Below are 13,659 nucleotides of genomic sequence, written 5' to 3' on the forward strand. Positions count from 1 at the left end.
GGCGTGCCGCTTTGACCGCGAAAGGAACTCCCCCGTGTCTGAAGTCCCGATGATCGCCATCGTCGATGATGATGAGTCGGTTCGCGTGGCCACCTCCAGCCTTGTCCGGTCCTTCGGCTTCAAGACGACGGTGTTCGCGTCGGCGGAAGATTTTCTGGCGTCGCCGACGATGCCGCGCACCGCCTGCCTCGTCACCGATGTGCAGATGCCGACCATGAGTGGCATCGAACTGTTCGAGGCGTTGCGGGCGCGGGGCGTCGCCCTTCCCGTGATCTTCATCACCAGCTTTCCCGAGGAGCGGGTGAAGCGGCGGGCGCAGGAGGCGGGCGCCGCCGGCTTCCTCGCCAAGCCGTTCGACGCCGACACCATGATGGGCTGCGTGTTTGAAGCCCTCAAGGGCCAGCCGCTGCCGCGCTAGCGCCGGTCCGCCGCCACCGTTCAAGCCGACAAGACGAGCGCCGCTTCGGGGCGCATGCTGACGCTTGTCCTGTATTCGACCCCATGCGCCCCCGCACCGAGCCTCAGGAGCCTGTTATGGACATCGAAGCTATCAAGAAGCGCCGCCTCGCCCCGCTGGGGACCCCCACCGCCTTGCCCTCCAACGCCGTCGCCGACATCGCCGCCGCCCTGACCACGCTGCTGGCCGACGTGTTCACTCTCTACATCAAGACCAAGAACTTCCACTGGCACCTCTCGGGCCCGCATTTCCGCGATTATCACCTCATGCTCGACGAGCAGGGCGATCAGCTCTTCGCAATGACCGATGACATCGCCGAGCGCGTGCGCAAGCTCGGCGGCGTGACGTTACGTTCGATCGGCCACATCGCCCGGCTGTCGCGGCTCGACGACAATGACGCCGATTTCGTCACCGCCCAGGACATGCTGGCCGAACTGTGCAGCGACAATGTCGCGCTCGCCGGCTTCCTGCGCGCCACCCACGCGCTGTGCGACGAGCATGGCGATGTCGCCAGTGCCAGCCTGATCGAGAACTGGATCGACGAGACCGAGCGCCGGACCTGGTTCCTCTACGAATCCGGCCGCCGCGACGAGGGGCGGGGCTGAGCCGCCCCGCTCCACACACCCGTTTCCTCCCCGAAGACCCACCTGGCCGTCGCTGTACCGCAGCGGCGGCCGCTTCTTGTCGGGACCGGCCGGACGGTGCGGGCGCTGCCGGATCGAACCAACATCGCCGGCAGCCGTTTTCCGCGGGGAGATGGCCGGCAGAAGGAGGCTTTGGCGTGAGCGACTATGAGTTCTACTACTGGCCGCTGCCGTTTCGCGGTCAGTTCATCCGGGCGCTTCTGGCCCATGCCGGCAAGAGCTGGGACGAGCACGGGACGGGGGAGATCGAGGCGCTGATGCAGCTCGATCCGACCGACCAGCCCATTGCCTTCATGGGACCGCCGGTGCTCGTCGAGCGCGCCACTGGCCTCGCCTTGTCGCAGATGCCCGCCATCGCGATCTATCTCGGCGAGAGTCTCGGCCTCATCGCCGACGATCCCGCCCGGCGGGCGCTGACAGCGAAAGTGGTCAATGATGCCAATGACGTGCTGGACGAGGTGACGCTGGATGGCGGTCGGCAGATGTGGACGCGCGAGCGTTGGGAGGCTTTCATTCCCCGGCTGGTCCATTGGATGCGGATCGGCGAGGCGATGGGCCGGCGTCACGGCTTGACGGCGGAGCGCGGCACGCTGCTCGGCACCCCGGAGCCGGGTGTCGCCGACATCGTCACCAGCACGCTGTGGTGCACCATGGGCGAGCGCTTTCCTGCCATTAAGGCGTTGCTGGAAGAGAACGCGCCTCAACTCGCCGGCCTGACGCGGCGCGTCGCCGCCATCCCCGCCCTCGCCACGCTGCGGGAGCGCTCGCGTCAGCTCTATGGCGACGCCTATTGCGGCGGCGAGATCGAAAAATCGCTGCGGCAGGTTCTGCTTGCCCCCACTGGCCGTTCCTGACCGCGAGGGGCGCCGCTCAGCCGAGTTTGCGCAGCAGCCGCAGCACTTCCACGCGTTCGCTCGGGGTCAGCGGTTCGAGCGTGGCGGCGCTGATCTCTTTGGCCACCTGGATCGCGACATCGGCGACGTCGCGGCCACGGGCGGACAGGTCGAGAGTGCGGCGGCGGCGGTCGCGCGGATCGTCGGTTATGGCGAGCAGCGCGCGCGCCTCCAGCCGGTCGACCACGCCCTTGATGGTGGCGGCATCGAGATGGATCAGCCGCCCGAGCTGGTTCTGCGAGCAGGGGCCGATCTCGCGGAGCTTGGCGAGGGCGGCGAATTGCGGCGGCGTCAGCCCTTCGACCATGCGGGCCGCGAAAAGCGCGGTGTGGCGTTGGCTGGCGACGCGGATAAGAAAGCCGACCTGTGCGTCGACGTGATAGCCAGCGCCGGATCCGGCGCTGGCGCCGTTCGGCTGGTCCGCGCCATCGCTGTTCATGACGATGCCCCCCTCTGATACCGTCATCGCATCAGAGCACAGCCCGGCCATCGCGCAAGAGAAAATTGTGCGTATAGAAGCACTCGCGCGGCGGTGGGGCTGCCTAGGGCGGTGGCGCCGGCGCCGGTCCGCGCAGTTCGCCCTGCTCGATCCGCAGAACCCGGTCGCAGAGCCCGGCGCAGAGGTCCGAATTCTCCTCGCAGATCAGCAGCGAGAGGCCGGTCGCCTTCAGCCGCGCCAGCGCCCGGCCCATCTGCTCGACCACGATCGGCGCCACCCCTTCCGAGGGCTCGTCGAGCAGCAGCAGCGCCGGGTTGCCGATCAGCGCGCGGGCCACGGCCAGCATCTGCTGTTCGCCGCCCGACATCTGCCCGCCGCGACGCTCACGCATGTCGCCGAGCTGAGGGAACAGCTCGAACACGGCCTCGAGCGTCCACGCGGCGCGGCCCGCGCCGGGCCGTGGCGGGCGGCGGCCGAGGTCGAGATTTTCCCGGACGGTGAGTTCGGTGAAGATGCGGCGATCCTCCGGCACATAGCCGATGCCGAGGCGGGCGATGGCGTGGGTCGGCAGCGGGATAAGGTCGGTGCCGCCGAAGCTCAGCCGGCGTGCCCGCCGGCGGACAAGCCCAATGATCGCTTTCAGCGTGGTCGACTTTCCGGCACCGTTGCGTCCGACCAGCGCCACCGCCTCGCCCGGCGCCACTTGCAGCGACAGGCCGAACAGGATCTTAGCCTCGCCGTACCAGGCGTCGAGGCCCTCCATCTCCAGCAGCGGAGCGAGCGTGCTCATGGCGCCTCGCTCGCAGCCGGCGTGACACCCCCGAGATAGGCGGCGCGCACCGCCGGGTCGTTCCGCACCTCCTCGACGCTGCCATTGGCGATCAGCCGCCCACGCGCCAGCACCACCACGCGGTCAGCATGGCCGAACACCACATCCATCGCGTGCTCGGTGAACAGCACGGCGAGGTCCCGCGCCCGGGTGAGGCTGCGCACCAGCGCGATCATCGCCTGCCGCTCCTCGCCCGACATGCCGGCGGTGGGTTCGTCCATCAGTAGGAGGCCGGGGTCGCCGGCCAGCGCCATGGAGAGTTCGAGCCGCTTCACATCGCCATAGGCGAGGGTGGCGGCGGGGCGTTCGGCCTGTGCGGCCATGCCGGTCTGTTGCAGCAGCGCCAGCGCCTCCTCCCGCGCCATGCGGTGCGCCGGCGCCCACAGGCGAAAAACCTGCCCGCGCGCCGCGATCAGCGCCATCTGCACATTTTCCCGCACCGTCATCGAGCCGAACACGCTGGCGACCTGGAAGGTGCGGCCCACGCCCAGCCGGGCGATGCGGCGGGGAGCGAGCCCGGTGATGTCGCGGCCCTTGAGCCGCACCTCGCCGGCATCCGGCCGCAGCTGGCCGTTGACGATGTTGAAGCAGGTGGATTTGCCGGCGCCGTTCGGGCCGATCAGCGCCAGCAATTCGCCCGGCGCGATGGCAAAGCTCACCCCGTCCAGCGCCCGCACGCCGCCATAATGCTTTGTTAGCGCTGAGATTTCGAGAACCGGCGTGCTCACGTTCATGGCGTGCTCCGCACGCGGCGCAGCCCGCCGGCGAGGCCGGAGGGGAAGGCGAGTACGAGCGCGAGGATGAGCAGGCCGAGCAGGCCGCGCCAAAAGGGGCTCTCGCGCATCACCATGTCTTGCAGCAGCGTCAGGCCGCCGGCGCCGAGCAGCGGGCCCATCAGGCTGTGCACGCCGCCCAGCAGCACCATCACCAGCCCGTCGATCGAGCGCCCGACCGAGATCGCCTCCGGCGAGATCGATCCCTTGGCGAAGGCGAACAGCCCACCCGCCGCGCCGCACAGCGTGCCGGCCACGGCGAAGGCGAGCCAGCGCACCTTTTCCACCGCGATTCCAGAGGCTTCCGCCCGCAGTCGCGAATCCCGCGCCGCCCGCAGGGCGAGGCCGAGCGGGGCGAAGACGAGGCGGCGGAGAAGCACGAGGCCGAGCACGGTGACCGCCAGCGCGGCGAGATAGAGCCCGCCCGCGCTGTCGAAAGGCGCGTCCGGCCACACGCCGAACAGCCCGTTCGAGCCGCCGGTGACCTCTTCCCATTGATGGGCGATCGACCAGACGATCTGGGCGAAGGCGAGGGTGAGCATGGCGAAATACACGCCCTCCAGCCGCACGCAGAACCAGCCGAACAGCACGGCGCCGGCAGAAGCGGTAATGATTCCAACGCCTAAGGCGAGCGGCGTCGGCAGGCCGAGCACGGTCGCGGCATAGGCGGTGCCATAGGCACCCAGCCCGAAATAGGCGGCGTGGCCGAAGGAGGCGAGGCCGCCGGGGCCCATGAGAAGGTGCAGCGAGGCGGCGAACAGCGCGGCAATCACCATGTCGAGCGCCAGCACCGGCGCGTAGCTGGACACCAGGCCGAACAGCGGCACGGCGGCGAACAGCGCCAGCGCCGCCAGCACGAGGAACCGGCCCCGCTGTCCCAATGGGGCGAGCGGCGCCTCCATGTCGCCGCGCCGGGCGGCGGGGGGCAGCGGCCGGCCGAACAGGCCGTGCGGGCGCACCACCAGCACCACCGCCATGACGAGGAATTCCGCCACCAGGGTCAGCCTCGACATGTTGAAGGTGAAGCCGGCCACCTCCACTATCCCTAGAGCGGTGCACAGCGCTTTCACCTCCGCGACCAGCAGGGCGGCGAGATAGGCGCCGCGGATCGAACCCAGGCCGCCGATCACCACCACCACAAAGGCATCGCCGAGCACGGAGAGGTCGAGCGCGAGATTGGCCGGCTCGCGGGCCATCTGCAGCGCGCCGCCGAAGCCGGCGATGCCGGTGCCGAGCGCGAAGACGGCGGTGAACAGCACGGCCTCGTTGATGCCGAGCGCGGCGACCATTTCGCGGTCCTGCGTCGCCGCCCGCACCAGCCGCCCGAAGCGGGTGCGCGTGAGTACGATGTGGAGGACGATGAGGACGATTGGACCGATGAGAGCGAGGAAAATGTCGGAATCCGGCAGCTGGCGGCCGAGGAGCTCGACCGTCCCCGTCAGCCCCGGCGCGCGGGGGCCGAGAATGTCCTCCGGCCCCCACAAAGCGAGGGTGGCGTCGCTGAGGATGAGCAGCAGCGCGAAGGTGGCGAGCAGCTGGTAGAGTTCCGGCGCGGCATAGATGCGCCGCAGCAGCAGAACCTCCACCAGCGCGCCCAGCGCCGCCGTGATCAGCGCGGCACCGAGGATCGCGCCCCAGAAGCCGAGCGCATCGCCGAACACCTCGCCGAGCCGGGGCGCCAGCGTCACCGCAAGGTACAACCCCAGCATGTAAAAGGAGCCATGCGCCATGTTGACGATGCGGGTGACGCCGAAAATGATCGACAGCCCCGCCGCGACGAGGAACAGGCCGGAGGCCGAGGCGAAGCCGTTGACCGCCTGGAACAGCAGCGACTCAAACGACATCGCGTCTTCCCGCCCGCCGTCCGCTCAGTTCGCCGCCGGTCGCAGCTTCAATACCTCGGCGTCCGAGGGCAGGACGCTGGCGCCGTCGACATAGACGGGGTCAAGCATGATGCCGCGCCCGTGCTTCACCGCCAGCGTGCCGACAAAGGCGCCCACCGTCGCCTGGTGGTCGCTGGCGCGGTAGGTGAAGGGGCCGAACGGCCCGTCCACTTCCAGCCCCTCGAACGCCTCGACCAGCTTCTCGCTGTCGGTGCTGCCGGCCTTGGCGAGGCCGGCGGCGAGCGACTTGATGGTGGCGTAGCCGACGATGGAGCCGAGGCGGGGATAGTCATTGTAGGCGGCGCGATAAGCGTCGAGGAACGCCTGATGCGCGGGGATCGTGATCGAATACCAGGGATAGCCGGTGACGACCCAGCCGATCGGCGCCTCCTCCTTCAGCGGGTCGAGATATTCCGGCTCGCCCGACAGGAGACTGACGACGAAGGTGCCATCCAGCGCCTTGCGGGTATTGGCCTCGCGCACGAAGCGGGCGAGATCGGCGGCGAACAGCACGTTGAACACCGCATCGGGCTTGGCGTCGGCGATGGCCTGCGCCACCGGGCCGGCGTCGATCTTGCCGAGCGGGGTCGCCTGTTCGGCGACGAATTCCACATCCGGCTGCGCCGCCTTCAGCAGCGTCTTGAAGGTCTGCGCGGCGGACTGGCCGTATTCGTAATTGGGATAGACGATGGCCCAGCGCTTGCGGTTGGCCTTCACCGCCTCCGGCATCAGCATCGCCACCTGCATATAGGTGGAGGGGCGCAGGCGGAACGTGTAGCGGTTGCCGTCGGCCCAGGTCAGCTTGTCGGTCAGCGGCTCGGCGGCGAGGAAGAACACTTTGCGCCGTTTGGCCAGCTCTGCCACCGCCAGCCCGACATGGGAGAGGAAGGTGCCGGTGAGCAGGTCCACTTTGTCGCGGGTCAGCAATTCGGTGGCGACGCGCACAGCGTCGCCGGGATTGCCGCCATCGTCGCGGGAGATGAGTTCGAGTGGCCGCCCGAGCACGCCGCCGGCGTCGTTCACCTGTTTCAGCGCCAGTTCCATGCCCTTGCGATAGGGGTCGAGAAAGGCGGCCTGCGCCTTGTAGCTGTTGAGTTCACCGATGCGGATCGGTTCCGCCGCCCCGGCCGGCAGCGCGGGCAGCAGCGCGAGGGCGGCGAGGGCGATCAGCGCCGCGCGCCGGCGCAGGAGGGGCACCGAGGGGAACGGCGCGGCCTTTTGGGGGCGCATCGGAGAACTCCGGGTGGCACGAGGAGGGGAGAGAAGGGGCGTGTCGCGGCCTAACCTACCGCCTTGCGGCGCGGGGTCCAGCCCCGCACCGGTGAAGCGCAGCCTACGGACCGACCTCGACTTCGGCTTCCTGCAGCCGGCTGCGCCGCGACGCGATGAGCGCGCCGCCGGCGATGAGCGCCGCGCCGGCCAGCGTGCTGGGGGCGGGAATCTCGCTGAACGCCACCAGCCCGATCACCAGCGCCCACAGGAAGGCGGTGTACTCGAACACGCCGAGCCGGCTCGCATCCGCCCGTCCATAGGCCCAGGCCATGCACAGATGCCCCGCCGTGCCGAGCACGCCGATGAGCACGAAAAGCCCCATCTCCCCCATCGACACCGGCGCCCATTGCCAGGCGCCGAGCGGCGTCACCCAGAGGCAGGCGAAGGCGTTCTGCAGCAGCACGATGGTCGGGATCGGATCGCGCGCGGCGCGGCTCTTCAGCGTCACCATGGCGAGCGCATAGGTAAGCGCCGACACCAGCGCCGCGAGGATGCCCGGCCCATTGGCGAGGCTGCCGCCGGCGCTCATGTCCAGTTCGTTCCACAGCACGACCAGCACCCCGGCAAAGCCGAGGCCGAGCGCCAGCAGGATCGATTTGCCCGGCCGCTCGCCGAGGAACAGGGCCGCGAACAGGGCGATGAACAGCGGCGAGGTGAAGGAGAGCGCCAGCGCCACGGCGAGCTGCAGCACGGAGAGCGAATAGAAGAAGGTCAGCGCCGTGATCGACACCAGCACCGAGCGCCACAGATGCGGGCGCAGCATGGAAGGGCCGGGCAGGGCCGTGCGGCAGGCGACGAACACCGCGCCGGCCGCCAAGGCGCCGATGGCGTAGCGCAGCATGGCGATCTGCCCGGTGCCGTGGCTGGCCGCGACATATTTGATGACGCCGTCCATGATCGACAGGATGCCGATGGCGGCGATGGTCACCAGGGCGGGGCCGTTGAGCACGGCGCGCTTGAAGGTTGCCTGCAACATGGAAATTCAGCCTTCGCCCGTCGCGGCCGCCGCGAGGGACCGGCGGTAGAGATATTCCCAGGTGGCGGAAAGGTCGTGGCACTCGCGCGCCGCGCCATGCCGGGTGAAGCCGCAGCGCTCATAGAAGCGGTGGGCGTCGGTGAAGCGTGTGTCGGTCCATAGCCGGATTTCCGGCGCGCCGGCAGTGTGGGCGGCGGCGAGGGCGGTGTCGAACAGGGCGCGGGCGATGCCACGGCGCCGGGCGGCGCGGGCGACATAAACCTTGAAGATCTCCTGCCCGCCGGCCGGGGCATCGGGGTCGCGGGTCGGGGCCAGCGCCATCGAGCCGATGACGCCTTCCGCCGCTTGCGCCACCCAGATAGTGCCGCCGCGCGCGGCGAAATGGCTGGCGATGGCATCGAGTTCGGGAAATTCGGCGGCGCGGTCGAACACGCAGCCCTCATATTCGGCGAAGGCGGCGGCGATGAGCGCGGCGATGGCATCGCCATCCGCGTCGGTCGCCGGCCGGATCAGGAAATCGGTCACGTCACTCACTCCGGCCCGGCGCGGTCCATTTTCTCGCCGGGTAAGGCTGGGAGAGTTCGACGGCGGGGCGCGGGCGGACTATGTTCGGCTCGTCTTCTGGCGTAAAGACCATTCATTATGCCCGATACATGGATCTGAAATGGCGGGCTGGTGCTTAACCGCTGCTATCCGCCTGTTTGGCCTTCCGTTCCGGAGTGCTCGATGAACCTGTCCCGCCCTGTTCTCCGCCTGGCTTCGGCCGCCGCTCTCGCCGCCCTGCTGGCCGGCTGCGCCTCCGCGCCGTCGCCGCAGCCGATCGAGCCGCCGCGCCCGCAGTTCACCTCGCCGATCACGGCGCAGCAGGTGGAAGGCAAATGGGGGCTGGCCGCCTATCACCGGCCGGAGGATGCGGCGCGCACCGAGGCGCAGGCCCGCCAGGGCTGCCGGCAGCCCTATGTCATCAATATCGGCCCGTCGGGCGGGTTCATGATGTATCTCGCCGATGATTCGTCCCCCTCCGAGGTGGTGTCGAAGCAGGTCGGCAACGGCCCGATCTATATCGGCCTGCCGGACGAGCCGCCGGGCGCGCGCTCGGACCGCGAAGTGGTTCGCTTCGACGGGCAGGTGCTGGTGCTCAAATGGCTCGACCCGGAAGTCGCCGGCCGCTACGGCACCATGGTCTATGTCCGTTGCCCGGCGTGAGCGGGCGGGACTGATTCGGAGCAGTCGCGACGAGCCGCCCGCGCAGGGCTGGGTTGCTCGCGGCTCCCGGCCGGCGGCTTGGAGGCACGGGGCCTCTCCGCTATGGTCCGGCCCGATTTCGGATCGAACGCGGGAGCCGCGCAGCCATGGCGGGCGACACACAAGTGGTTGGCGACACACAGCAAGGCGCCGACACGCATTTCGGCTTCCGCACCGTGCCGCTGGAAGCCAAGCAGCGCATGGTCGACGAGGTGTTCCACTCGGTGGCGCGCCGCTACGACCTGATGAACGACCTCATGTCGATGGGCCTGCACCGGGTGTGGAAGGACCTGCTGGTCTCCCGCCTGCGCCCGCCGAAGAGTGATCGCGCCTTCCGCCTGCTCGATGTCGCCGGCGGCACGGGCGATGTGTCCTTCCGCACGGTGGAAGCCGGCGGGCCGGGCACCAGCGCTGTCGTCGCCGATATCAATGGCGGCATGCTCGGCGTCGGGCGGGAGCGGGCGCAGGGGCTCGGCCTCGCCGACCGCGTGGAGTTCGTCGAGGCCAACGCTGAATCGCTGCCCTTCGCCGACAAGAGTTTCGACGCCGCAACGGTGGCCTTCGGCATCCGCAACGTGCCGCGCATGGACAAGGCGCTTGCCGAGATGCGGCGCGTGCTGAAGCCCGGCGGGCGCTGCTTCGTGCTGGAATTCTCCCGCGTCGACGTGCCGGGGTTGGACGCCATTTACGACGCCTATTCGTTCAAGTTAATTCCCGGCATGGGCAAGCTGGTGACGGGCGACGCGGAGTCCTACCAGTATCTGGTCGAATCGATCCGCAAATTCCCCCCGCCGGAAGCCTTCGCCGATCTGATGCGCGGGGCGGGGTTCAGGCGCGTGGCGTGGCAGCCGCTCACCGGCGGCATCGTCGCGCTGCATTCCGGCGTGCGGATCTAGCGCCGTGGCCACTCCCCTCGGCGATTATCTGCGCCTCGCGCGCGCCGGCTTCGTGATGGCACGCGAGGGTGTCGCCTCGCGCATCGACCCCGGCGTGCGCCCGCCCGGCTCCGAGCCGCTGTTCGCCCTCGCCGGGCTGATCGCGCGACGCGGCCCGGCCTCCAGCGCCGCCCGGCTCGGCGCGGCGCTGTCCCGTCTCGGCCCGTCCTATGTGAAGCTGGGCCAGTTCCTCGCCACCCGCCCGGATGTGGTCGGCCCGCAGCTCGCCCGCGACCTGGAGCTGCTGCAGGACCGCATGCCGCCCTTTCCGCAGGCGGTGGCGGAGGCGACCATCGCCCGCACCTTCGACCGGCCTGTCGCCCAGGTCTATGCCCGGCTCGATCCGCCGCTCGCCGCCGCCTCGATCGCGCAGGTGCATCAGGGCGAGGTGATCGACCCCGACGGCACCGCCCGCCGCGTGGCGGTGAAGGTGCTGCGCCCGGACGTGCAGCGCCGCTTCCGCATCGACCTCTCCTCCTTCTACCGCGCCGCCCGGCTCGGCGAGAGCACCTCGCCCGAGGGCAAGCGGCTGCGGCTGGTGGCGGTGGTCGATACACTGGCGCGCTCGGTGTCGATGGAGATGGACCTGCGGCTGGAAGCGGCCGCCATGTCCGAACTGGCGCAGAACACCGGCGAGGACGCCGATTTCCGCGTGCCCGCGGTCGACTGGGACCGCACCGGGCGCGAGGTGCTGACCACCGAATGGGTGGAGGGCATCAAGCTGAACAATCTGGAGGCGCTGCGCCAGGCCGGCCACGACCTGCCGCGCCTCGGCCAGATCGTCATGCAGTCCTTCCTGCGCCACGCGCTGCGCGACGGCTTTTTCCACGCCGACATGCACCCCGGCAATCTGTTCGTCGACGCCGACGGCAAGCTGGTCGCGGTGGATTGCGGCATTATGGGCCGGCTCGGGCAGAAGGAGCGGCGCTTCCTCGCGGAAATCCTGTTCGGCTTCATCACCCGCGACTGGCTGCGCACGGCGCAGGTGCATTTCGAGGCCGGCTATGTGCCGCCGCACCATTCGGTGGAGGATTTCGCCCAGGCGATCCGCGCCATTGGCGAGCCGATCTATTCGCGCCGCGCCGACCAGATTTCCATGGCCAAGCTGCTGACCCTGCTGTTCGAGGTCACGGCGCTGTTCGACATGCAGACGCGGCCGGAATTGCTGCTGCTGCAGAAGACCATGGTGGTGGTGGAGGGCGTCGCCCGCAGCCTCGACCCGCAGCTCGACATGTGGAAGACCGCCGAGCCGGTGGTGCGGGCGTGGATCGAGCGCAATCTCGGCCCCGCCGGGCGCATCGAGGAAATGGCGGTCGGCATCGGGGCGGTGGGCCGCTCGCTGCAGACGCTGCCGGAACTCATCGCCCATGGCCAGCGCATCGCCGTGCAGCTCGATGCGGCCACCCGCGACGGGCTCACCCTCTCGCCCGCCAGCACCGAGGCCATCGGCCGGGCGGAGGGGCGGGGCAATCGCTGGGTAGCCGGCGCGCTGTGGGCGATCGCCGCGCTGCTGCTGGCGCAGATGCTGTTCTGAGACCGGTCCGGATCAACACGGGTTGCGTTTGAGACTTTTTGCAATCTGAAGGTGCTAACTTACCCCAAATGGTGTAATTCTACTCCCCGCAACCTTTGCGGGGAGAGAGACCATGCGTGCCCTCACCATGCTGTGCCTCGCCGGAGCGGTCGGCCTTGCCACCGCCGCCGCGCAATATGCCTACAGCCAGTCGCCCTATGTGCCGGCGGCGCAGTTCTGCGCCAATGGCACCAGCGCGCCCTGCTCGATCATCCCGGCCTATATCGGGCCGGACCCGATGCTCGCGAACGCCGTCGGCTATAACGGAATCATCGCGGCGCCGCCGACCAGTGCCGCCCAGGATTCCCAGACGCCGTTCGACAACATGTCGTGGCAGAGCTTCGTCGGGCTGAACTGGATTTCCGGCACCGAATCCGCCCCCGCTTCCACCGGCCTCGCCGCCAGCGGCGCGCGCGTGTGGCAGACCTGGGCGAAAGTGAATCAGGTGTTCGGCAATTCGCCGGTGCAAGCCTCCTGCGCCAACCCCTCAAACCTGCCTGTGATTTCCATCGGCAGCGACGGCAAGGGCAATCCTTCGCAGAAGAACGACGACTATTACCAGGCGTCCACCGACGTGCCGCTGATCGACATCAACGGCAACTGGACGCTCTATGAGCGGCGGCTCAACGTCACCGAGATCGCCTATCTCGCCGCTCCCGGCGGCAACCCGCTCAACACGCTGCTCACCGTGGCCGGCCAGAACCGTTTCGTCGCCGGTGGCAACACGGTCGCCTTCGCGGCCTCTTCCACCGACCCGCTGGGCGCGCGTGGCTCCATGGAGCTGAAGATCGCCTGGCGTATCCTGGGGCCGAATGACGATGCTTCCCGCTACATCACCCAGAACGTGCTGCTGGCGGTGGCGCCGGACCTCGTAAGCAACACCCAGCCCATCTGCGCCAATGTGACGGTCGGCATGGTCGGCATGCACATCATTCAGCGCAACCCCGCTTACGCCAAGAACGCCGCCCTGCTGCCGGAATGGATCTGGTCGACCTTCGAGCATGTCGACAACGCGCCGCTGGCGGCAACGACCTGCGATCCGGCCGCTCCGGTCGGCTGCGTGAACCTGAATCAGCCCTCCTGCGGCGCGGCGGCAGCGGGAAGCGGGGTGGCTTCCTATTTCGTGCCGTCCACTAGCTCGACGACCAACGTTCCGCCGACAGCCTCGTCCACCCTGCCCAATTTCGTCTGGAGCCCGGCCCAGCCCTATGCCAAGGGCTATGCGCAGCCGGTGAGCGTGGGGGCGCGCACGCTTTATTCCGGCCCGCAGGTGGTGCGCTGCTGGCAGGTCTACAGTCTGACGGTCGCGCTCAACCGGCAATGGCAGAAGGCGCTCGCCGGTTCGCCGCTGGCCAATTACCAGCTGGTCGGCACCCAATGGGGCGCCTCTATCGACGGCCGGGTCGCCCCTTATCCCAACGACGCCGTGCCCGGCCTGCTCTCTAACGCGACGCTGGAAACCTACATCCAGAACAATACTCAGCCGACCGCCTCTGGCGGTGTGGGTTCCTGCATTGGCTGCCACCGCGCGGCGACGCTGGTGGACGGCAAGACCCCGGCCGATTTCAGCTTCCTGCCGAGCCTCGCCGCGCCCGCACCGACGCGGTTTCAGTTCGCGCAGTAAGGCGCGCTCCCGCCGCCGGCGTCCTCCTGCCGGCGGCGGGCGTTCAGCATGTTCGCGGTTGCCCTTCGGCCGAATCGGCGTTTGGCTGTATGAACGCCCGACCTCCCGCTCCGGCC

14 protein-coding genes are annotated in these 13,659 nt (G+C 69.1%); 7 read left to right on the plus strand and 7 right to left on the minus strand.

Annotated elements, in window-relative coordinates; translation table 11 throughout:
- The first annotated feature begins 34 nt into the window (after positions 1-34).
- From J2S75_RS16255 to gst, 3 genes are all read left to right on the plus strand, one after another.
- Positions 35-418 (plus strand): response regulator transcription factor, encoded by a 384-nt coding sequence (locus tag J2S75_RS16255; RefSeq protein WP_370874154.1) that lies wholly within the window; start codon positions 35-37, stop codon positions 416-418.
- Positions 419-534: 116 nt separating this feature from the next.
- Complete coding sequence (locus J2S75_RS16260; protein WP_307021234.1) at positions 535-1,062, plus strand: Dps family protein; 528 nt, start codon at positions 535-537, stop codon at positions 1,060-1,062.
- Between the two features lie 176 nt (positions 1,063-1,238).
- Entirely contained in the window at positions 1,239-1,955 is a 717-nt protein-coding gene (gst, locus tag J2S75_RS16265; RefSeq protein ID WP_307021236.1) for a glutathione transferase, Atu5508 family, read from the plus strand.
- A 16-nt stretch (positions 1,956-1,971) separates the two neighbouring features.
- On the opposite strand, the gene J2S75_RS16270 is transcribed toward gst, so the two are convergent.
- The 7 genes from J2S75_RS16270 to J2S75_RS16300 all read right to left on the minus strand — a co-directional run bounded on the left by J2S75_RS16270 (position 1,972) and on the right by J2S75_RS16300 (position 8,691).
- Positions 1,972-2,433, minus strand: coding sequence for a MarR family winged helix-turn-helix transcriptional regulator (locus J2S75_RS16270; protein WP_307021238.1), 462 nt, complete (start codon positions 2,431-2,433; stop codon positions 1,972-1,974).
- A gap of 103 nt (positions 2,434-2,536) precedes the next feature.
- On the minus strand, positions 2,537-3,223 hold the full coding sequence (locus tag J2S75_RS16275; protein ID WP_307021240.1) for an ABC transporter ATP-binding protein: 687 nt from the start codon (positions 3,221-3,223) through the stop codon (positions 2,537-2,539).
- Entirely contained in the window at positions 3,220-3,996 is a 777-nt protein-coding gene (locus J2S75_RS16280) for an ABC transporter ATP-binding protein (protein WP_307021243.1), read from the minus strand. The genes J2S75_RS16275 and J2S75_RS16280 overlap by 4 nt, the downstream gene beginning before the upstream one ends.
- Positions 3,993-5,879 carry an ABC transporter permease gene (locus J2S75_RS16285; RefSeq protein ID WP_307021244.1) on the minus strand — a complete coding sequence of 629 codons (1,887 nt, stop codon included), beginning with the start codon at positions 5,877-5,879 and terminating at the stop codon, positions 3,993-3,995. Before J2S75_RS16285 ends, J2S75_RS16280 begins: the two co-directional genes overlap by 4 nt.
- 24 nt (positions 5,880-5,903) lie before the next feature.
- Positions 5,904-7,148 carry an ABC transporter substrate-binding protein gene (locus tag J2S75_RS16290; protein ID WP_307021246.1) on the minus strand — a complete coding sequence of 415 codons (1,245 nt, stop codon included), beginning with the start codon at positions 7,146-7,148 and terminating at the stop codon, positions 5,904-5,906.
- A gap of 103 nt (positions 7,149-7,251) precedes the next feature.
- Positions 7,252-8,166, minus strand: coding sequence for a DMT family transporter (locus J2S75_RS16295; protein ID WP_307021247.1), 915 nt, complete (start codon positions 8,164-8,166; stop codon positions 7,252-7,254).
- A 6-nt stretch (positions 8,167-8,172) separates the two neighbouring features.
- Entirely contained in the window at positions 8,173-8,691 is a 519-nt protein-coding gene (locus tag J2S75_RS16300; protein ID WP_307021249.1) for a GNAT family N-acetyltransferase, read from the minus strand.
- A gap of 201 nt (positions 8,692-8,892) precedes the next feature.
- Between J2S75_RS16300 and J2S75_RS16305 the strand changes: the two genes are divergently transcribed.
- The 4 genes from J2S75_RS16305 to J2S75_RS16320 all read left to right on the plus strand — a co-directional run bounded on the left by J2S75_RS16305 (position 8,893) and on the right by J2S75_RS16320 (position 13,543).
- A complete protein-coding gene (locus J2S75_RS16305) occupies positions 8,893-9,372 on the plus strand; it encodes a hypothetical protein (RefSeq protein WP_244375253.1) in 480 nt (159 codons plus the stop codon).
- Between the two features lie 146 nt (positions 9,373-9,518).
- On the plus strand, positions 9,519-10,307 hold the full coding sequence (gene ubiE, locus J2S75_RS16310; RefSeq protein ID WP_307021251.1) for a bifunctional demethylmenaquinone methyltransferase/2-methoxy-6-polyprenyl-1,4-benzoquinol methylase UbiE: 789 nt from the start codon (positions 9,519-9,521) through the stop codon (positions 10,305-10,307).
- Positions 10,308-10,311: 4 nt separating this feature from the next.
- The gene (gene ubiB / locus J2S75_RS16315) at positions 10,312-11,880 is read left to right on the plus strand and encodes a 2-polyprenylphenol 6-hydroxylase (protein WP_307021253.1); all 1,569 of its coding nucleotides are present in this window, start codon (positions 10,312-10,314) and stop codon (positions 11,878-11,880) included.
- 112 nt (positions 11,881-11,992) lie between these two features.
- Entirely contained in the window at positions 11,993-13,543 is a 1,551-nt protein-coding gene (locus J2S75_RS16320) for a hypothetical protein (RefSeq protein WP_307021254.1), read from the plus strand.
- The last annotated feature ends 116 nt before the right edge of the window (positions 13,544-13,659 follow it).

This window comes from Ancylobacter polymorphus (assembly GCF_030813495.1).
Taxonomy (GTDB): domain Bacteria; phylum Pseudomonadota; class Alphaproteobacteria; order Rhizobiales; family Xanthobacteraceae; genus Ancylobacter; species Ancylobacter polymorphus.